Source organism: Photobacterium gaetbulicola, from assembly GCF_003025515.1.
Taxonomy (GTDB): Bacteria; Pseudomonadota; Gammaproteobacteria; order Enterobacterales; family Vibrionaceae; genus Photobacterium; species Photobacterium gaetbulicola.
In genome coordinates this window covers 50,903-70,529 of sequence record NZ_PYME01000019.1, presented here as the reverse complement: position 1 = coordinate 70,529, position 19,627 = coordinate 50,903, and the positions used below count along the sequence as shown (strand labels likewise).

14 protein-coding genes and 1 tRNA gene are annotated in these 19,627 nt (G+C 52.8%); 5 read left to right on the top strand and 10 right to left on the bottom strand.

The annotated features are described in order from the left end of the window. The 3 genes from C9J03_RS16880 to C9J03_RS16870 all read left to right on the top strand — a co-directional run bounded on the left by C9J03_RS16880 (position 1) and on the right by C9J03_RS16870 (position 3,007). A tRNA-Ile gene (locus C9J03_RS16880) sits at positions 1-76 on the top strand. Positions 77-691: 615 nt separating this feature from the next. Next, entirely contained in the window at positions 692-2,104 is a 1,413-nt protein-coding gene (gene pykF / locus C9J03_RS16875; RefSeq protein ID WP_044624278.1) for a pyruvate kinase PykF, read from the top strand. 276 nt (positions 2,105-2,380) lie between these two features. Next, positions 2,381-3,007 (top strand): GntR family transcriptional regulator, encoded by a 627-nt coding sequence (locus C9J03_RS16870; protein ID WP_044624631.1) that lies wholly within the window; start codon positions 2,381-2,383, stop codon positions 3,005-3,007. A 1-nt stretch (position 3,008) separates the two neighbouring features. On the opposite strand, the gene C9J03_RS27105 is transcribed toward C9J03_RS16870, so the two are convergent. The 10 genes from C9J03_RS27105 to C9J03_RS16825 form a co-directional block, all read right to left on the bottom strand. Then, positions 3,009-3,137, bottom strand: a complete 129-nt coding sequence (locus C9J03_RS27105; RefSeq protein WP_039456307.1) for a hypothetical protein — start codon at positions 3,135-3,137, stop codon at positions 3,009-3,011. Positions 3,138-3,281: 144 nt separating this feature from the next. Next, a complete protein-coding gene (ilvN, locus tag C9J03_RS16865) occupies positions 3,282-3,779 on the bottom strand; it encodes an acetolactate synthase small subunit (RefSeq protein WP_039456310.1) in 498 nt (165 codons plus the stop codon). A 2-nt stretch (positions 3,780-3,781) separates the two neighbouring features. Beyond that, on the bottom strand, positions 3,782-5,500 hold the full coding sequence (locus tag C9J03_RS16860) for an acetolactate synthase 3 large subunit (RefSeq protein WP_044624279.1): 1,719 nt from the start codon (positions 5,498-5,500) through the stop codon (positions 3,782-3,784). 581 nt (positions 5,501-6,081) lie between these two features. After that, positions 6,082-7,893, bottom strand: coding sequence for an AMP-dependent synthetase/ligase (locus C9J03_RS16855; protein WP_044624280.1), 1,812 nt, complete (start codon positions 7,891-7,893; stop codon positions 6,082-6,084). A 297-nt stretch (positions 7,894-8,190) separates the two neighbouring features. Next, positions 8,191-9,147: a transcriptional regulator LeuO gene (gene leuO / locus C9J03_RS16850; RefSeq protein ID WP_044624281.1), complete on the bottom strand. Its 957-nt coding sequence runs from the start codon at positions 9,145-9,147 to the stop codon at positions 8,191-8,193. A gap of 348 nt (positions 9,148-9,495) precedes the next feature. After that, on the bottom strand, positions 9,496-10,602 hold the full coding sequence (locus C9J03_RS16845) for an MJ1255/VC2487 family glycosyltransferase (protein WP_044624282.1): 1,107 nt from the start codon (positions 10,600-10,602) through the stop codon (positions 9,496-9,498). Positions 10,603-10,616: 14 nt separating this feature from the next. Beyond that, positions 10,617-11,120 carry a phosphatase PAP2 family protein gene (locus C9J03_RS16840; RefSeq protein WP_044624283.1) on the bottom strand — a complete coding sequence of 168 codons (504 nt, stop codon included), beginning with the start codon at positions 11,118-11,120 and terminating at the stop codon, positions 10,617-10,619. A 153-nt stretch (positions 11,121-11,273) separates the two neighbouring features. Further along, the gene (locus C9J03_RS16835) at positions 11,274-14,384 is read right to left on the bottom strand and encodes an efflux RND transporter permease subunit (protein WP_044624284.1); all 3,111 of its coding nucleotides are present in this window, start codon (positions 14,382-14,384) and stop codon (positions 11,274-11,276) included. After that, positions 14,381-15,745, bottom strand: a complete 1,365-nt coding sequence (locus tag C9J03_RS16830) for an efflux RND transporter periplasmic adaptor subunit (protein ID WP_044624285.1) — start codon at positions 15,743-15,745, stop codon at positions 14,381-14,383. The genes C9J03_RS16835 and C9J03_RS16830 overlap by 4 nt, the downstream gene beginning before the upstream one ends. Beyond that, positions 15,739-16,386, bottom strand: a complete 648-nt coding sequence (locus C9J03_RS16825; RefSeq protein WP_044624286.1) for a TetR/AcrR family transcriptional regulator — start codon at positions 16,384-16,386, stop codon at positions 15,739-15,741. Before C9J03_RS16825 ends, C9J03_RS16830 begins: the two co-directional genes overlap by 7 nt. A gap of 584 nt (positions 16,387-16,970) precedes the next feature. Here C9J03_RS16825 and leuA point away from each other — a divergent pair. Next, positions 16,971-18,521, top strand: coding sequence for a 2-isopropylmalate synthase (gene leuA, locus C9J03_RS16820; RefSeq protein ID WP_044624287.1), 1,551 nt, complete (start codon positions 16,971-16,973; stop codon positions 18,519-18,521). Between the two features lie 2 nt (positions 18,522-18,523). Then, entirely contained in the window at positions 18,524-19,612 is a 1,089-nt protein-coding gene (gene leuB / locus C9J03_RS16815) for a 3-isopropylmalate dehydrogenase (protein ID WP_044624288.1), read from the top strand. Positions 19,613-19,627: the final 15 nt, after the last annotated feature.

The window sequence follows — 19,627 nt, the reverse complement described above, 5'->3', positions numbered from 1 at the left end:
GGCCCCTTAGCTCAGTGGTTAGAGCAGGCGACTCATAATCGCTTGGTCCCCAGTTCAAGTCTGGGAGGGGCCACCAAATATAGAAAGGCCGGAGTGGTTCATCACCGCTCCGGCCTTTTGCTATTGGTTCGCTCCAACTCAACCGCCCACTCAGTATTGTCAGCTCTCCCCCCACCTTGCTGCAACCTTAACCTACTAACAAGTTTATGATTTATTTTTCCCTCCTAAATAAATCATCAATTGATAATAAACAAAAAAAATCTGTGAAATATGTAGATAATCTCACCCTCTCTTTGAGTAAGCGTTAAAAATTTGCGCACTATCACAAGGTGATTAAAGAGATTGACTATGTTAGTATACGACCCTTGTTTGGCCTGCCGATTTATGTAAGGCAGACATACAAGCGTCATGCGGCTACAGTATAATCATGACACCTTGCCAATAACCTTCCCGGTTAACGGCAGCTTTGGCTCACAAGAGAAGCCTTACAAAAGCAAACCAACTGCTTTTGTAAGGCAATATTTTTGAAAAAATTTGTATTACCACTGGTGATAGCTGGACAGAAGTTGCATTTTTTTGAACTTCGCCACATTTTGTAGGCGTATTTCAACATCAATGGCACTGTGTTTTCAGGTATAACTCTGTGAATCAAATTTCCCTTGGGTAAAAGTTCGTCCGGAGACCATTCTCAATGAAAAAGACCAAGATCGTATGTACGATTGGACCTAAAACTGAATCTGTAGAAATGCTTACTAAGCTAGCTAACGCTGGCATGAACGTAATGCGCCTAAACTTCTCACACGGTGACTTCGCTGAGCACGGCCAGCGTATCCAGAACCTACGTGACGTTATGGGTGAAACGGGTAAGCAGCTTGCGATTCTTCTAGACACTAAAGGTCCAGAAATTCGTACTATCAAGCTTGAAGGCGGTCAAGACTTTTCTCTTGTTGCTGGTCAGGAGTTCACGTTCACAACTGACACTTCTGTAATCGGTAACCAAGACCGCGTGGCGGTAACTTACCCTGGCTTCGCTAAAGACCTGGCTAAAGGCAACACTATCCTTGTTGACGACGGCCTGATCGAAATGGAAGTTCTAGAAACGACTGAGACTGAAGTTAAGTGTAAAGTACTTAACAACGGTGACCTAGGTGAAAACAAAGGTGTTAACCTGCCAGGCGTTTCTGTACAGCTTCCAGCACTGTCTGAAAAAGACAAAGCTGACCTAGTATTCGGTTGTGAGCAAGGCGTTGACTTCGTTGCCGCTTCTTTCATCCGTAAGGCATCTGACGTTAAAGAAATCCGTGAGCTACTAGTGGCTAACGGCGGCGAGAACATCCAGATCATCTCTAAGATCGAGAACCAGGAAGGCGTTGACAACTTCGACGAAATCCTAGAAGCCTCTGACGGTATCATGGTTGCTCGTGGTGACCTTGGTGTTGAGATCCCAGTTGAAGAAGTTATCTTCGCTCAGAAGATGATGATCGAGAAGTGTAACCGTGCACGTAAAGTCGTTATCACTGCAACTCAGATGCTTGATTCTATGATCAAGAACCCACGTCCAACTCGCGCAGAAGCGGGTGACGTTGCGAACGCAATCATGGACGGTACAGATGCAGTAATGCTTTCTGGTGAGTCTGCGAAAGGTAAGTACCCAATCGAAGCGGTAACTATCATGGCTCAGATCTGTGAGCGTACTGACGCTGCACTGAAAGCAGAGCTAGGTTCTCGCCTAGACAGCCCACGCCTACGTATCACTGAAGCGGTATGTAAAGGTGCGGTTGACACGTCTGAGAAGCTAAACGCGCCTCTTATCGTAGTAGCAACTGAAGCGGGTAAGTCTGCACGTTCTGTACGTAAGTACTTCCCAACGGCAAACATCCTAGCGGTTACCACTAACACTAAGACGGCTGCTCAGCTAGCACTGACTAAAGGTGTTACTCCAGTCGTTGTTGACTCTATCGACAACACTGATGCGTTCTACGGCCGTGGTAAAGAGCTTGCACTAGAAACTGGTCTGGGCGCTAAAGGCGATATCGTTGTTATGGTATCTGGCGCGCTAGTTCCTTCTGGTACAACTAACACAGCTTCTGTACACGTACTATAAGTGTCATTGCGCTGATTGCTAAAACGGGAGCCTCGGCTCCCGTTTTTTTATCCCCCCGCAGCTCTCTAAGCCTGCCGCCTTCATGATCTGTGACGACCTCTCACAATAATGAAACTTAGCAATCGCACTCCATTTTTTTCCTCGATATACTTCACCCTGCAGTATGCCCCCTGAGCATAGCCTCAAGGACTTAACATCACGGGTAGCACTGTCCATTTTGAGCTGAAACCACACAAGAGGAAGACCGTGTCCAGCCCTACCCTTGCCGATAAAGTCATGGAAATGATCCGCCAGGATATCTTGACAGGTGAACTGTCCCCCGGCCAAAAACTGGTTGTCGCTGATCTGAAGCAGCAATATCAAGTAGGAGCCTCCCCGATCCGCGAGGCCTTGGTCCAACTGGCTTGGCGCAAGTATGTGCATTTTGCCCCACAAAAAGGCTGCTGGGTTGCCAACATCTCTGCGGTGGAACTGGAAGATCTGTTCGATACGAGCCAGGAGCTGTCCAGGATCCTGCTACAGCGCGCCATACAGCATGGCGATGAGAGCTGGGAGATCAATATCCTAACCAGCTACCACAAACTCAGCCGGCTGAACCCAGCCGAGGCGACAACAGACTTCGGCGAATGGGAGCAGAGACACAGCGACTTTCACCATGCCCTGCTGGCTGGCAGCCAATCACCGACCATGCTGGCCCTGTACCGCCAAGTGTATGAGCAAATCGAACGCTACCGCCATCTTTGGGTAAGCCGCCACCGCAGGTACGAAGAGCGCTACCACGACAACGGTGAGCATGAGGCGATGATGAAAGCGGTATTAGACCGCAATACCGAACAAGCACTCGCTATCATGGCAACGCATTCAACACGTGCCTTGGAGATGATAAAGGATGATCTCGAGTGACCTACCAGAAGATTTCCTTGTGGTGAGTATTGAGCAGCAGTACCGCTAACAGGAAGTACAAGGCGCTAACATTAAAGCCAAGTAAAAACAGGGTGAGTACTGTCAGCCTTGCCAGAAATTTACCGTTCATCGATTCCCCCTAGTGCCATACGACCCAGTTGGCACCTAGCCTTATTAGACTTTAGTCTAATAAGGCTAGACTTTCAGGGTGACCATAAGACAACACCCGGTGAAAACACCGGGTGTATTAGTCATGATACAGTTTACGGAAGGGCTAGGCCTTGAGCGCCCGCTCCCCCCTGGCAATACCGACTACCCCACTGCGCGCGACTTCGATAATTTCAGTCGCTTCACCGACAGCCGATAAAAAGGCATCCAGCTTCTCGCTGGCGCCCGCCAACTGCACGGTATAGATCTGACTGGTCACATCGACAATCTGCCCGCGGAAAATATCTGCGGTACGCTTGACCTCAGCACGAGCAAAACCACTGGCCTTAACCTTAACCAGCATCAGCTCACGCTCGATGTGCTCACTTTCGGTGACATTGCTGACCTTGAGAATATCAATCAGCTTATGCAGCTGCTTTTCGATTTGCTCCAGTGCCGCATCATCCTCGACATTGGTTGTTATATTCAAACGCGAAAGTGTCGCATCATCTGTCGGCGCTACGGTCAACGACTCAATATTGTAGCCCCGCTGCGAAAACAACCCCACAACCCGTGACAATGCGCCCGGTTCATTTTCAAGAAGTACTGATACAATCCTGCGCATAATTACGTTCTCTCCGTTTTACTCAGCCACATTTCGCTCATCGACCCGCCACGGATCAACATTGGGTAGACATGCTCAGTCTCGTCGACACTGATATCGATAAAGACCAGGCGATCTTTCAGCGCCAGTGCCTTCTCCAGCTCTTCTTCCAGTTTGCTAGGATCGGAAATCCGGACCCCGACATGGCCATAAGCCTCGGCAATAGCCGCAAAGTCAGGTACCGAGTCCATGTAGGAATGGGAGTGGCGCCCCTGATAAATCATATCCTGCCATTGCTTGACCATGCCCAAAAAACGGTTGTTGAGATTGATAATCTTAACCGGAATATCGTACTGCAATGCCGTAGAAAGCTCCTGGATGTTCATCTGGATACTGCCATCACCGGTCACACAGACCACTTCGGCATCCGGCAGAGCGAACTTCACCCCCATAGCAGCAGGCAAGCCAAAGCCCATGGTGCCAAGGCCACCGGAGTTGATCCAGCGACGCGGCTTGTCAAACGGGTAATACAGGGCGGCAAACATCTGGTGCTGCCCCACATCCGACGCCACATAAGCATCGCCATCCGTCAGCCGGTGCAGCACTTCAATCACCTCCTGCGGCTTGATACGCTCGTTATCCTTTTTGTAGCTCAGGCACTGACGGCCACGCCAAGATTCGATTTCGCTCCACCACTCATCAATGGCGGCATCATCGCTATGGCTGTTTTGCTCATCTAGCATCTTAAGCATGCAGTTCAGCACCGTATCCGCCGAGCCGACAATCGGGATATCTGCCGAGATGGTCTTGGAAATGGATGATGGGTCGACATCAATGTGCATGATAGTGGCATTGGGGCAGTACTTCTCGACGTTGTTGGTCGTACGATCGTCAAAACGGACACCGACACCAAAAATCAAATCCGAGTTGTGCATCGCCATATTGGCTTCGTAGGTACCGTGCATGCCTAGCATACCTAGGTTGTTCCTGTGCGAGCCCGGAAAAGCGCCCAGCCCCATCAGGGTATTTACTACCGGGATATTCAAGCTTTCGGCCAGCTTGAGCAACTGCGGGCTACAGTCGGCCATGATGGCCCCGCCACCGACATACAACACCGGCTTCTTAGCGGCCAGCAAGGCTTTGAGGCCGCGCTTGATCTGCCCCTTGTGACCCTGAGTGGTCGGGTTGTAAGAACGCATCACTATCGACTCAGGATACTTGTACGGGAAGTTCTGAGCCGGATTGAGCATATCTTTGGGAATATCGATAACCACAGGGCCAGGACGGCCGCTAGAGGCAATGTAGAAGGCTTTTTTGATGATCGCAGGGATATCTTCCGGCTTTTTCACCAAGAAGCTGTGTTTAACGACAGGGCGGGAGATCCCTACCATGTCACACTCCTGGAAGGCATCGTTGCCAATGAGGTTGCTCATGACCTGGCCGGAAAGTACGACCATAGGAATGGAGTCCATATACGCGGTAGCGATACCAGTGATCGCGTTGGTCGCCCCCGGGCCAGACGTTACCAGTACCACACCGACCTCACCCGTAGCACGGGCATAACCGTCGGCCATGTGCACTGCCGCTTGCTCGTGGCGGACCAGTACGTGTTCGATATCGCTTTTCTCATGCAGCGCATCGTAAATATCAAGTACTGAACCACCAGGGTATCCGAAGATATGTTTCACGCCTTGATCGATCATCGAACGGACGATCATATCGGCGCCGGACAACATTTCCATATTTCTGCCTCCAGGTCGCGTATACCACCCTGCATAGCTAATTCATTCCAGAGATCTTGGCTAGCGGCCTGAGCCTGCCTGTTAGGCTGGAGGAGCAAACAGGCAAGGGGTCAGCACGGGTTGCGCTAGCCTGCAATTGGAATACAGCAGCCTCGAGATACACGGCGGCTTCAATTAGCTATACAGGCTGATATAACATAGTTAGGGCTTATTTTTAGCCTAATAAAATGAAATCAAGTGATGTTTTCATGCTATGTGTTCTGCTCCGTGTCATAACACGAGCAGTAATCCGCAACAACTGTAACGTTTTTTTAGCAAACAAGTCTATCGTGCGAAGGCAGTTAACACATTTCCTCTAAAATGAGTAAATATTCATCAAGATAATAGCCAACCAATAGAGCCAGAGTAAGATAATGCCCCGCCAACCCCCACTCTGGCAGCATGTTTAACTGCTCGAACCAGCTGGCACGTTCTCCTTTGCCCTACGGCAAGGGGCTCGAGCACCTCACTCCTCGCCCACACCTTTCAACAGGCAATAAAAAAGGAGAGCCGGAGCTCTCCTTTACAGGGATGAGATACAATTACTTCGCCGCTTTGTGGCTTTCTTCGTACATGCGCTCAATTTGCTGGTGGTAACGATCCTGGATCACCTTGCGACGCAGTTTCTGGGTCGGTGTCAGCTCGCCTTTATCCATCGAGAACGCACTCGGCAGCAGGGTAAACTTCTTCACTTGCTCAAAGCGGGCCAAGTCTTTCTGCAGCTCTACCACGCGTTTCTCGATCAGCTCGATGATCTGGTTGTGCTTGATCAGCTCCATCCGATCCTGGTACTTGATATTGAGCTCACGGGCATGCTCTTCCAGAGTTTCGAAACATGGCACAATCAAAGCCGAGACAAACTTACGAGTATCGGCTATCACTGCGATTTGCTCGATGAAATGGTCTTTACCAATCGTGCCTTCGATCACCTGCGGGGCAATGTATTTACCGCCAGAGGTCTTCATCAGCTCCTTGATGCGATCGGTAATGAACAAGTTGCCATCGGCATCGATATGGCCGGCATCTCCGGTCTTTAAGAAGCCGTCTTCAGTAAAGTTCTTGGCGGTTTCTTCCGGCATGTTGTAATAGCCGCGCATGACCATCGGGCCGCGAACCAAGATTTCGTTGTTGTCGCCGATCTTGACTTCGGCGCCCGGCATCGGCATGCCGATCGAATCCGGGTTAAAGCACTTGTCATCCCAGCACGATACGGTCGCCGTGGTCTCGGTCATACCGTAGCCCAGTTTGACATTGATACCGATAGCGTGGAAGAAGCGACCGATGCTCTCGTCGAGCTTGGCTCCCCCACACGGCATAAACTTGATGTTACCACCCAGGATGGCACGTAGCTTGGACAGCACCAGCTTATCCGCCAGCGCATGGCTCTTCTTCAGCAGCCATGACGGTTCACGGCACTCCTGGCGAGCTAGAGCCATACGAGCGCCCATGTTTACCGCCCAAGTGAAGATCACCTTGCGCTGGAAAGGGGCACGGGCCACTTTGTCGTGGACGGTTGAATAAATCTTCTCGTAGACCCTTGGTACTGCCGCCATGACATTCGGCTTCACTTCGGCCAAGGCTTCTTTTAGCAGGTTGGTATCGGCGAGGTAGCAGTTCACCCCGCCGCGATGCAGGACATAGAAGGTCCACGCACGCTCAAAAACATGCGACAGAGGAAGGAAACACAGCGACACATCGCCTTCTTCCAAAGCCAGCGTCTGGTCGTGGCCCTCGATCTGGGAGGCTATGTTGGCGTAGTCTAGCATGACACCTTTTGGCGTCCCGGTGGTGCCCGAGGTGTAAATCAGCGTCAGCAGATCGTCCATGGCCGCTTCGTCAAGGCGCTGTGCCAGGGTTTCATTGGCTGCTGAGTCGGCAGCCGCCACAAAATCGTCAAAGCGGATCACCAGCGGGTGCTCGGTCAGGCTTTCCACTTCTCCCATTACCACGATATGCTCCAGCTCCGGGCAATCGCCCGCTACGGAAACTGCGGCATCGAGCTGGGCCTGCTCGCCGACAAACAGAATACGGATCCCGGCATCATTGATGATGTATGCGGCCTGCTGCGGCGTGTTGGTAGGGTAAATAGGGACAGTTACGGCTCGGTTGTAGAGAGTTGCAAAGTCAGCCACTGTCCATCGTGGCATGTTGTTGGAGAAAATACCGACCTTGTCTTGGACATTCAGACCATGCCCAACCATGGCCAGCGCCAGCTGTTGGATCTGCTCGCCAAACTCGCTCCAGCGGATATCCTGCCATTGACCTGCCACTTGGTGGCGTAATGCAACCTGATCACCTAAACGCTCAACTTGAGAACGAATACGGTTGACGATATGAAATTCACGTTTAGCCATAACTACTCTGCCATTCGGGCTTACACCTGTAAGCCTATTCCGCTGGGGAGTCTACCCGTGACGCAGGGAAAAAGGCAACTCCGTGAGCTCACAAAATCCCTATTTCTCTGGTACGACCAGAATTGAAAAGCCAGATATTACAAAGGCTCTACCTTTCCCTAATAGCATGGCTACAAAGTGTAAGGAAATACGTCTAACTATCCGCCTACTTACAGTATAACGGTACACTCGGGCTTGCTGCGAAACAGAGAAGCCAGCAAGTGCTGGCTTCTTTTCGCAAAGGCAACGGCGAGCGGTTTAGATCGAGCTGTCACCACATACCGACAGCAACTGATCGCGCATCCAGATATGGCCTTTGTCCTTTTGTGATGACTCATGCCAGCTGAGATACCCAGCAATCTTGTGTGATTCCACCGGCAATGGCAAAACCTTCAGCTGCTGGCTGGCGGCGGTGACGTTGGCCAGCCAACGTGGTACCACGGCAATCAGCTCAGACTGGCTGACAACATACATAATGTTGCTCAGGCTTGCGCCCTGGTAAGCTTCCTGATAGCTGGTGTGACTGCGGTAAATGTGATCGGCAAACATCTTCACCCCTGGGATCGACTTCATGACCGCATGCTGCTCCTGGGCAAACTCAGTCTCTGTAAGCGCCTCGCCAATACGCGGATGATTACCGGCCGCGACCACAACCAACTCATCGGTGAACAGCTCGGTACTACAGAACCCCGGCTCATCAAAGCGCGCATAGTCAATGACAAAATCAATGTCCTGGTAGCGCATCTTCTGTGGCAGCTCAGCATCCAGTTCGGCTTCCACCAGTACCCTGACATAGGGGGCCTGCTCAGCCACATTACTCAGGATCCGTGGCGCAAAACGCATGTCCGATGGACTGCAAACCGCCAGTTTGAAAGTGCGGGTCGAGGTGTCCGGTGAAAAAATGGATGATGGCAGCTCATTCTTCACCAACTGCAAGGCTTGGCGCAGTGGGCCAAAAAGCTGCTTGGCACGCAGGGTCGGTTGGATCCCTCGCCCGTGGCGAATAAACAATTCATCGTTGAACATTACCTTCAGGCGGGCGACAGCATTACTGACTGCTGGCTGGGACATACCCAGGTTATGTGCCGCGCGGGTGATATTTTGTTCCTGCATAACCGCATCGAACACGGTCAACAAATTGAGATCGACGCTGCGTAAGTTGGATTCCATTTTGTAGCCATCTGCAGGATGAATCGGTGCATTCTTGCGTGCCATTATTTGCCTCTATAGATTACCGTTATGGGGCAAAATCCGTTATGCCGCCGGTGAATAACTGGGCATTCCAATGCCTCTGAAAACTGACTCCCTCTCTCGGGGTGGTGCCAGTATGTTTCAAATAGATTGACGAAATAAATAGGCAAGTATCAGCAAATTGATGCATTGATATATAAAAAGCTCAATTCAGAATACAAACACTTAACTATCAACACCTTACCTTCATCATAAAAAAACCTAAAATATCTATAATTAAAATAAAGCTTCAATTATAAGCAAAATTAAAGAGTTAGAAGAGACAAAAAAAGGCCTTAAGCGGCCTTTTCTCCAAGAGTCAATACAGCGGGGTTATAACGTCGTTATCGCTGAATGCTTATGGTTGGGGGGATAATGAGTGCACCATTCGACCATCGCCTCTTGGACCACCTCCGGATACTCGACCCTCTCCCAAAGCTGCAGCCATAATTCATCACAGTGATGCCAGTTACCCGATAGTACCCAGCGTGCAATGCCCATCGCCACATCCGGCACGGTCACCGCTCCGACCGAGCCGCAGTCCAACCAATTTCTGACCGCCGCCGGATCCAAATAGCTCATCGAACGGGCCAACCCCATCATCTCGAGAGTCATCACATTGCTGATCTGCTCATACTGGCCATGCAGCGGTTTGAGCAACAATTTCTTGCCTAGGCTCATCGCCTCGGACGGCAGTTCGAAACCGCCATTGGCAATCACTCCGCAACATTGATGCAAACGCTGATGAAAGCTCTCCCGGTTAAGCTGACGAACGCTGACATTACTATACTCACGGTCTTCCACGGCATCAGGGTGGTAACAATAAAAATGCACCTGAGTGAAGCGAGTCAACAACTCGAGTACAGCTTGCAAATTTTCGAACGGGAGATAAACCAACACCGACTGGTCATGGCCCACCGGTGCTACATGCAAAGGCACAATCGGCGGCAGGATCATCTGGTTGAAGTGGAACCAGTGCACCCCTAGTTGCTGAGCTGTCGGGGCAAAGCCGCGGAGCACCATAGCATCAACCCAGCTCCGCCCCTGAGTCGGGATATCGCACAGAAAAGCATTCTGATGACTAATACCGATACTGTGTACTTTCTGCCTTCTGGCCGCCCAAGCCGACACCGGCTCGAAATCATTGAGCACCACATCATAGCCGGACACATCGAGGCTACGGACATCGTGCAGGAAAGTGGTGATATGATTGTTGGCCAGGGTTTTCCAGCGGTTCACTTCACCATTTTCCGTCACGAAAGTCAGCCCGCGGCGAACCTGATACTGGCCAAAGCAATCCATATCAAAATATCGGTTATCCGGTCGCCCCGTAAACAGAAAGTCAACCTCGGCGCCTAACGTCGAAAATGCCCTGGCCATTTCGCGGGCCCTTGAAATATGGCCGTTGCCCGTTCCCTGGACACCATAAAGGATCTTCATTGATCGGCGACTCCTCAAAAGCTCACCAGCTGGAAACAGAAGATGCCCAGCAGGGCTCCTGCAATCACATCGGTAATGTAGTGGACACCAAGCAGTACCCGGGAAAAACCTATCGCTACCGCCCACGGCCAGATAAACCACGAGGTATCCGGGTAGAAGGCGGTGATGAGCGAGGCCATGACAAACGCTGCCGTGGTATGGCCCGATGGCAGGCTGTACTTGTCCGACGGCGTGACAAAACTTGGCAGTGCCTCCGGGCGGCGCCGCTTCAAACTATATTTAAGGAGCAGGTAAACGGGCACCTCCAAGGCAAAGGCCTGCAACCCGGTTTTCACCACATCGGCTCCCTGCTCGACATCGGCGCCCCATATCATTAGCGCGAAAATCACATATAGGTGACCGTCCCCGGTGTGGGAAACCGCACGGCTAAATCGCGCAACCTGAATGTTGAAACGATGACAAAGGCAAAGTGTCGAAAAGGCGTAATCCATTCGCTGTAACGGTGTCAGTAAGGTCATTGTCCAGCTCCTAAGCTGATTAACTCTTGTTCAGATTAGGAAAGGGATATGACAGCGCAGTGACGCTTTGGAGGAGGGATAATGACAATCCTTCCGTGTCCTTTATCAAAAAGTACAGCGGAAGGATTATCTGTAGCCATTGTGAATGAAGCGCTACGCAGAGACTAATTTTTCGTGGCGATGGACCAACTTGAAGTCAGATAAAATGACATAAGCCGCCGGGATCATGAACAGCACCAGCAAGGTCGAGGTGAAAATCCCGAACACAATCGAGATCACCAGGGGCTTGATGACCTGGGCCTGCAGGCTGGTTTCCAGCATCAGCGGCAACAAGCCGGCTGCCGTGGTCAGCGAGGTAAGGAACACCGCCCGGAAACGCTCGCGACTCGCTTGTACCACAGCCCTCTCGATATCATCGCCATCATCGAGGTGGTGGCGGATGTACTGCACCAGCAAGATAGAGTCATTGACCACCACACCGGCCAGCGATACAAAGCCCATCATACTCGGCATACTCAACGGGTGCCCCAGCAGCAAGTGGCCCCAGAATACCCCGATCAGTGCCAGGGGGATCGCCAGTAGCACCACAAACGGCTCGAGATAGCTGCGGAACTGGAAGCTGAGGATCACAAACACGCCGAAGATCCCCAGCACAAACCCTGTCGCCATCGACTGGCCGGTTTCCGCGGTGTCCTTGGCCGCACCTTCGAAGTCAAACCGGAGTCCTGGGTAATCTTGCTGCAGTTTCGGCATCAGTTTGGCCCTGAACTGACCCAGCACCTCACCGGAGCTGATCACACTCTCTTGCAGATCGCCGTAGACACTGAGGGTGCGAAGTCCGTTAATGCGCTGGATACGGACATAGTTACGCTGGTGCTCGAGGATCGCCACCGAGGCCAATGGGATCTGGCTACCGTCGGATAATATGATCGGGAAGCTCGATAAGTTTTGCAGATCCGCCGCCCGCTCCTTGTTGAACATCACTTCGATTTCGATATTCTCAGGTCCGATCTGGATTTCATCGGCAGTCTGGCCAAAATAGGCAGCCCGGAGCTGGGAAGCAATCATCTGGCCGTCGACACCGAAAGCCTCTGCCCCTGGGCGTAAGCGTATCAGCACTTCCGGCTTACCCATCCGCATATCATCCAGTACTCCCGATACACCAGCAAACTCATTGAAGAACTGTTGGGTTTCGACAGAAGCAGCCTTGAGCATCGCCAAATCATCGTGCTGCATCCGTACCTCAATGGCACGCCCACCAGGCCCCATCATTGGCTGTTTGTAAACCAAAGCCACCGGCGCTGCCAGTTCGCCAACATCTTCCCGCCAGGCATCGATGAACTCATCAATCAAACTATTGCGGATCTCGGCACTGAGCAGATCAAGCCGGACAGTTGCCACATGCGGTCCATTCTCGTCGGCATCGGCGTTGAAGTTAAACTGCTCGGTGATGTTGCTCACCAGCGAGACTCCGCCTTCGTTGCGCTCACTCCACTGCTCATTGAGACGTTTGGCTGAAGCCACAATGACATCAACCACCGCCTCGGTCTGGCTGAGTGTCGAGCCCGGTGGCAGGATGATCCTCGCTTCGGCAATATCACCATCGAGCTCAGGGAAACCGACGAACTTCAAACCGCCGCCCGCCAACAAGGCAAAGGAGGCAAACAGCAGGCCAATCACCCCGCCGACAAACAGGTAACGCCACTGCACCACGAGGGTTACCATCTTGACCAAGTACTCATTACGAAACCGCTCAAAGCGGGCCAGGAAACTCTGCTTCCAGCGCGGCGGCCGCCGCTCCTGCTTCTGGCGATGCAGTGAATGGCTGAGGTGGCTCGGCAAAATCAAGAAGGCTTCAACCAAGCTGATCGACAACACCAAGATCAGTACCTGCGGCACCACCCGCAATACCGCCCCCATTTCCCCTTCCAGGAAAATCAGGCTACCGAAAATACAGATGGTGGTGAGAAACGACGACACCACCCCCGGCAGCACTTTCTTGACCCCGTTGTACACCGCATCCTGGATCTTCTGGCCGCGATCAAGATGGGAGGCGATGGACTCAGATATCACGATCGCATCATCCATCATGATCCCGATGGCCATCAGCAAGCCCACCAGAGACATGATGTTGATCGACAGGGAAAAGGTCGCCATCAGGAACATGCTGCCGAGAAAAGCGACCGGCAGGCCTGCCGCGATCCAAAACGAATAGCGGAACGAGAAGAACAGCCACATCACGGCAAAGACCAAGATAACCCCCTGCCAGCCATTTTTGACCATCATGGTCAGGCGATCCCAAAGCAGCGATGACAGATCGTTGGTCAGGGTCAGGGTGACCCCGGTCGGTGCGCGCTGGTTTTCGGCTTCGACAAACGCTTCGACCCGCTCTTTGATCCGCAGCGCATCATCGGCCTTGTTCTTGCTGACTCGCAACATGGCCGCCGGTACACCATCGAACAGCACCTTCTGCTCATCCAGCGCAAAACGGTCGGTGATGGTCGCCACATCCCCCAGCCGCAGCACCGCTCCCTGGGTATCAGCACCGACTACCGTGCGGGCTATGGTCTCCGGGGTAATTTTCTGCTCATCGAAACGGATCAGCAAGTTACGGTCTGCCAGCTCAATATTTCCGCTTGGTAGCTTGATGTTTTGCCGACTCAGCTTGCTGGCGATATCACTGACACTCAAGCCAAGCTGGCGAATTGCCACCTCATCAAGCTCCACCCTGAGCTGGTGATCAGAAAAACCACTGACTTCGACCAGCGAGACACCGTAGTCAAGCTTGAGGGTCCGCTTGAGCTGCTCGGCATAGGCTTTGAGGTGCGGCAAGCTGGTATCGGCTTTGATCGCAACATCGACCACCGGCTCGTTCCAGTCCAACTCTCGGACAATCGGCGATTCGATTTCAGTCGGGAAATCATTAATCGCATTGATCTGAGTCTGGACGTCCACCAGCATCCGCGAAACCACCTCGCTATTGGTCAGCTTGAGGATCAGCGACGCCGATCCCTCCACCGCTTCACACCGGGTCTCGACAATATTGGCCAGCCCGTCGACGGCATCTTCCATCCGCATACAGATGCTCTCTTCCACTTCCTGTGGCGAGGCACCGGGATACACCACCGAGGCAATGATGTAGGGCGGAGAAAACTCCGGAAAGGTTTCACGCTTAATTTTCGGCAGCGACACCAGACCGAGGATAATCAGTGCCAGCATCATCAAGTTGGCAGCCGTCGGATGGCGGGAGAAGTAACGGATCATGATGCCGGCTCCTGCTCGTGCTCCTGATCTTGGCCTTGAGCCTGAGCCTCTTCAACCGACTTGCCGTTGACCGTCACAACCTTCAGCGCCATGCCGGCGACTGCGGGCAACAGGTCATTGACCACCAGCTGAGTACCGGACGCCAGATCACCGCTGATCGCCACTTGGCCACTGCGGCGAAACAGCACGGTCACCGGCTGTATTTTCAAATTGCTGCCACCATCGACCAAATAGACTTTGTCACCATGCAGGGCTCGCTCCGGGATCACCCAGTGCGGGTTGGGCTGACCTGACAGTCGCGCTTCGACAAACATGCCATTGACCAAAGGCGGAGCGGTTTCCGGTGACAGCTGGCTGTAGTCCTGATCCACCTCGAGGATCACCCCGACGGTGGCCTGATTGGCATTGACCGTGTCACTGATGCGGGTCACTTTGGCTGGCCATTGCTGGATGAAGCTGCCGCTTGAGAGCTGGATGCGGGCACTGAGATCAAGCTGATCGGCGCGCGGCTTACCATCGGCATGGGCGGTATACTGGGTCAGGCTCGCAGCCAGGACCTGCATGTCATGCAGGGCAATCTGGGCATCAATTTCCACCGTGTCGATACCGTGGGCCACCACCATCACCTGCTGGGTATTGACCACCTGATCCTGTTCGATATCCACACTGGATATCCGGGCATCAACCGGCAGGGAGATCACGGTTTTTTCCAGTGCTCGTTGCGCCTCGCTGACCCGCGACAAGTTCACTTCCAGCTGAGCCTGGGTCACCTTGCGCTCGTTGGGCAGCACAATGAGCTGGTTTTCAATTTCCTGGACCACTTTCTGACTGGCCAACGTATTCTGCTGCTCGAGATCCACCGTCGACTGTGAGGTCAGCCCCTTGGTACGCAGCTCCTGCTTACGCGCCAGCTCTTTCTTGCTGATTGCCAATCGATTTTTTTCAATCTTGAGGGTCGTTTTGAGGTTCTGCTCTTCTTGGGCCAGCTTGGCCAGTTGTGCCTGGCTGGCACTAACATCCGCTTCGGCCTGCGCCAAGCGCAGTTCATAATCCAACGGGTCTATTTTGAGCAAGACCGTTCCGGCATCAAGCACCCGCCCCTTGTTCAAGTCAGGGTGGCGATATACCACCTTGCCCGAGACTTCAGCGATGGCCTGCCATTCAACCTTGGGCGCCACCCGGCCAAAACCGGCCGCCTCGGGGGCAAGCAATTGCTGCTCGAGATTGATCACGTCCACCACCCGGGCCCGCTCCAGCGTCGGTTTCACCTCTGGTGACGGACGTAGATTGATGGCCATTACCAATATCACCACGCCGATCAGTACAGCAGGAAACAGGAGAAATTTTCGATTTTTCAGCATGATTTATTCTCTTCCTTCGGCATCGTCAGGCCACGCACAAGCAGGTTGACATTATGCTCAGCCAGTTCGGCCAGGTACGTTTCGTCCATCTCAATGTTTTGTAATGTCAGCAAAGAAGGTGGAATGAGAAAGGGGAATACCATCAAACTGATAAAACTCATTCTCGCCTTGTCCGGGCAGACGTCCCCCCTTAGCACACCCTGCTTTTGCAGTTGCAGAAACATGACTTCAATTGCTGGACGCGCCACCTCGTTGAAGATCTTTTCCATCGTCTGGCGCTGGAGATCTGCTGGCTCCATCATCATGGCTCGCGCGATCAACTTAGGCATATCCGGGTTTGGCGCCATGATACGGTAATAGGTACGCATCAAATCACCGATCGAGGCAAAGTCCCCCTTGTTCAAGGTTACTTTCAACTGCGCATGGATAGGGGTGATCGTTTCTCTCAACATGGCTTCGTACAAGCCAGCCTTGCTGGCAAAGTAATAGCGGATCAACGCCACGTTCACATCAGCACGGCTCGCAATCATCCGTGTCGACACCTTGCTGTAAGGCAAACTGACAAACAGTTTCCTCGCCTCGACAATCAACCGCTCCCTGGCATCGGAATCCCCGACGGGACGCCCCGTTTTACCCACCATGATGCCTCCGTAAGACCGTTGTTCTTGCGCACATTTTGCTTCCATGTCGTTCAATTAATCAGTTGATTAATTTTAAGCTTTGCCCATCAGACTAACAGGGCATTAATTCCCCACAATTTAATCAATTGATTAATTTTAATATTAAGAGAGATTTTCTCTCTTTGATGTGACACCAACAAAGAAATAACATTCGCGTCGGTCCGTTGCTGCGGCCAGTCCAAACCATTCCGCCTCGGCCACCGTGAATACAACTGGTCTGATTTGTCATCATAGCCACGAAATATCAACTCAATAACCATAAAATGAAAATAAACATGCAATTTGGGGTTGACGGTCTACCTGTCTATTTGGTATTCATTTGTTAACCAAGTTTGTGGATATATTTCAATTATGAAAACACGTTTCTCATCTCTTCTCCTAAGCCTCCTCCTTATCGTGACAAGATCGCGCGGGTAGCTTATGGGTGGGAAACACCACTAAGAATTCAAAAAACCCGCGCACACTGCGCGGGTTTTTTCTTATACAGGCCAGCGCAAGCGGATGCGGACCACGCCGATACCGGCAGCCAATGAAAGGAAGTTGCAATGAAAGATCAGGTTATCATTTTCGATACCACGTTACGGGACGGTGAACAGGCGCTATCAGCCAGCCTGACGGTGAAAGAAAAACTGCAGATCGCTTATGCCCTTGAACGCCTCGGGGTTGATGTTATCGAAGCTGGCTTCCCTGTGTCCTCCCCGGGCGACTTCGAATCAGTCCAGACCATTGCCAAACACATCAAGAACAGTCGGGTCTGTGCCCTGTCCCGCGCTGTCGCCAAAGACATCGATGTGGCTGCCGAGTCATTGAAAGTGGCCGAGGCATTCCGGATCCACACGTTCATCTCCACCTCGACGGTCCACGTCCAGGACAAACTGCGCCGCAGCTATGATGACGTGATTGAGATGGGTGTCGCTGCCGTCAAGCGTGCCCGCAACTATACCGACGATGTCGAGTTCTCGTGCGAGGATGCCGGCCGCACCCCGATCGACAACCTATGCCGCATGGTAGAAGCGGCTATCAATGCCGGTGCCAGCACCATCAATATCCCAGACACGGTTGGCTATACCTTGCCAAGCGAGTTCGGCGGTATCATCTCCCAGCTGTTCGAGCGCGTCCCCAATATCGACAAGGCAATTATCTCGGTGCACTGCCACGACGACCTTGGCATGTCGGTAGCCAACTCGATGGCGGCCGTCCAGGCCGGTGCCCGCCAGGTCGAAGGGACCATCAACGGTATCGGCGAGCGGGCCGGTAACTGCTCGCTGGAAGAGATCGCCATGATCATCAAGACCCGCGCCGAGTTGCTGGGTGTCCACACCAATATCAAGCACGACGAAATCCACCGTACCAGCAAGATGGTCAGCCAGCTGTGCAACATGCCGGTGCAGGCCAACAAGGCGATCGTCGGTGCCAACGCCTTCAGCCACTCTTCGGGCATCCACCAAGATGGCATGCTGAAGAACAAGAATACGTACGAGATCATGACCCCGGAGTCGATTGGTCTCAAGAACCAAGCCCTGAACCTGACATCGCGCTCGGGCCGTGCGGCAGTGAAGAGCCACATGGATGCGCTGGGCTACACCGAAAACGAATACGATCTAGATACCCTATACGCCGACTTCCTGAAGCTGGCCGACCGCAAGGGCCAAGTCTTCGACTACGATCTGGAAGCGCTGATGCATTTTGCCAACCTGCGTGAAGAAGATGACTTCTTCAAGCTGAATTACCTGAGCGTCCAGTCGGGCAGCGTGATGGCAACCACCAGCATCAAGCTGCAGTGTGGCGACGAGGAAAAATGCGAAGCCGCGGTCGGCAACGGCCCGGTTGATGCGCTATACCAGTGTATCTACCGCCTGACCGGCTACGACATCGTATTGGATAAATTTGACCTCACCGCCAAAGGCGAGGGGGAGGATGGCCTGGGCCAAGCCGACATCATCGCCAACTACAAAGGCCGCAAGTACCACGGTACCGGCTTGGCGACCGACATTGTCGAAGCATCAGGGCAAGCACTACTTCACGTGATCAACAGCATTCATCGCGCCGATAAGATTGCAGAAATTAAACAGAAATCCCAAATGGAGACAGTATAACCATGGCAGGTACATATAAGATTGCCGTTCTACCGGGTGACGGTATTGGCCCAGAAGTCATGCAGCAGGCCCACAAAGTGCTGGACGCTGTGCAGGAAAAATTTGGCTTCACCCTAACGTGCAGCGAATTTGATGTCGGCGGTATTGCCATCGACAACCATGGTTGCCCGCTACCGGAAGCAACACTGAAAGGCTGCGAAGACTCCGATGCGATCCTGTTTGGCTCGGTAGGCGGCCCGAAGTGGGAGCACCTTGCACCTAATGATCAGCCAGAGCGCGGCGCTCTGCTACCGCTACGCAAGCACTTCCAGCTGTTCTGTAACCTGCGCCCGGCGCAGATCCACAGTGGCCTGGAGGCGTTCTCGCCATTACGTGCCGATATCTCCGAGCGTGGCTTCGATATCGTTGTTGTCCGCGAGCTAACCGGCGGTATCTACTTCGGCCAGCCAAAAGGCCGCGAGGGGGAAGGGCCTCAAGAGAAAGCCTACGACACCGAAATTTACCACCGCTTTGAAATCGAGCGTATTGCCCGTATCGCGTTCGAGTCAGCGATGCTGCGTAACAAGAACGTGTACTCCATCGATAAAGCCAACGTCTTGCAGAGCTCTATCCTATGGCGTGAAGTGGTTGAGGAAGTGGCCAAAGACTACCCGGAAGTCACACTGAACCACATGTACATCGACAACGCGACCATGCAGCTGATCAAGGATCCCTCGCAATTCGACGTAATGCTGTGCTCGAACATCTTCGGCGACATCATCTCGGACGAATGCGCGATGATCACCGGTTCGATGGGGATGCTACCTTCCGCCAGCCTGAACCAGGACAAGTTCGGCATGTACGAACCAGCTGGCGGCTCGGCACCAGATATCGCTGGCAAAAACATTGCCAACCCAGTCGCACAAATCCTGTCTGCCGCCCTGATGCTGCGCTACAGCCTGGGCGAAGAGCAGGCGGCACGCGCTATCGAACAAGCGGTATCGCAAGCACTGGAAGCCGGTGAACTCACCGCAGACCTAGCGGGCAACGGCCCGGCACTGAGCACCAGCGAAATGGGCGACAAGATCGCCCAGTACGTCCGCCAAGCCTAATCGCAGCAAGGAGCA

Bases quoted from the DNA above. Each gene is read 5' to 3' on its own strand.
- leuO (WP_044624281.1), bottom strand. From the start codon at position 9,147: ATGGCACGCAAGAATGCACCGATTCATCCTGCAGATGGCTACAAAATG.
- leuA (WP_044624287.1), top strand. From the start codon at position 16,971: ATGAAAGATCAGGTTATCATTTTCGATACCACGTTACGGGACGGTGAA.
- C9J03_RS16855 (WP_044624280.1), bottom strand. From the start codon at position 7,893: ATGGCTAAACGTGAATTTCATATCGTCAACCGTATTCGTTCTCAAGTT.
- ilvN (WP_039456310.1), bottom strand. From the start codon at position 3,779: ATGCGCAGGATTGTATCAGTACTTCTTGAAAATGAACCGGGCGCATTG.
- C9J03_RS16860 (WP_044624279.1), bottom strand. From the start codon at position 5,500: ATGGAAATGTTGTCCGGCGCCGATATGATCGTCCGTTCGATGATCGAT.
- leuB (WP_044624288.1), top strand. From the start codon at position 18,524: ATGGCAGGTACATATAAGATTGCCGTTCTACCGGGTGACGGTATTGGC.
- C9J03_RS16835 (WP_044624284.1), bottom strand. From the start codon at position 14,384: ATGATCCGTTACTTCTCCCGCCATCCGACGGCTGCCAACTTGATGATG.
- C9J03_RS16840 (WP_044624283.1), bottom strand. From the start codon at position 11,120: ATGACCTTACTGACACCGTTACAGCGAATGGATTACGCCTTTTCGACA.
- pykF (WP_044624278.1), top strand. From the start codon at position 692: ATGAAAAAGACCAAGATCGTATGTACGATTGGACCTAAAACTGAATCT.
- C9J03_RS16870 (WP_044624631.1), top strand. From the start codon at position 2,381: ATGGAAATGATCCGCCAGGATATCTTGACAGGTGAACTGTCCCCCGGC.
- C9J03_RS16845 (WP_044624282.1), bottom strand. From the start codon at position 10,602: ATGAAGATCCTTTATGGTGTCCAGGGAACGGGCAACGGCCATATTTCA.
- C9J03_RS27105 (WP_039456307.1), bottom strand. From the start codon at position 3,137: ATGAACGGTAAATTTCTGGCAAGGCTGACAGTACTCACCCTGTTTTTA.
- C9J03_RS16825 (WP_044624286.1), bottom strand. From the start codon at position 16,386: ATGGTGGGTAAAACGGGGCGTCCCGTCGGGGATTCCGATGCCAGGGAG.
- C9J03_RS16830 (WP_044624285.1), bottom strand. From the start codon at position 15,745: ATGCTGAAAAATCGAAAATTTCTCCTGTTTCCTGCTGTACTGATCGGC.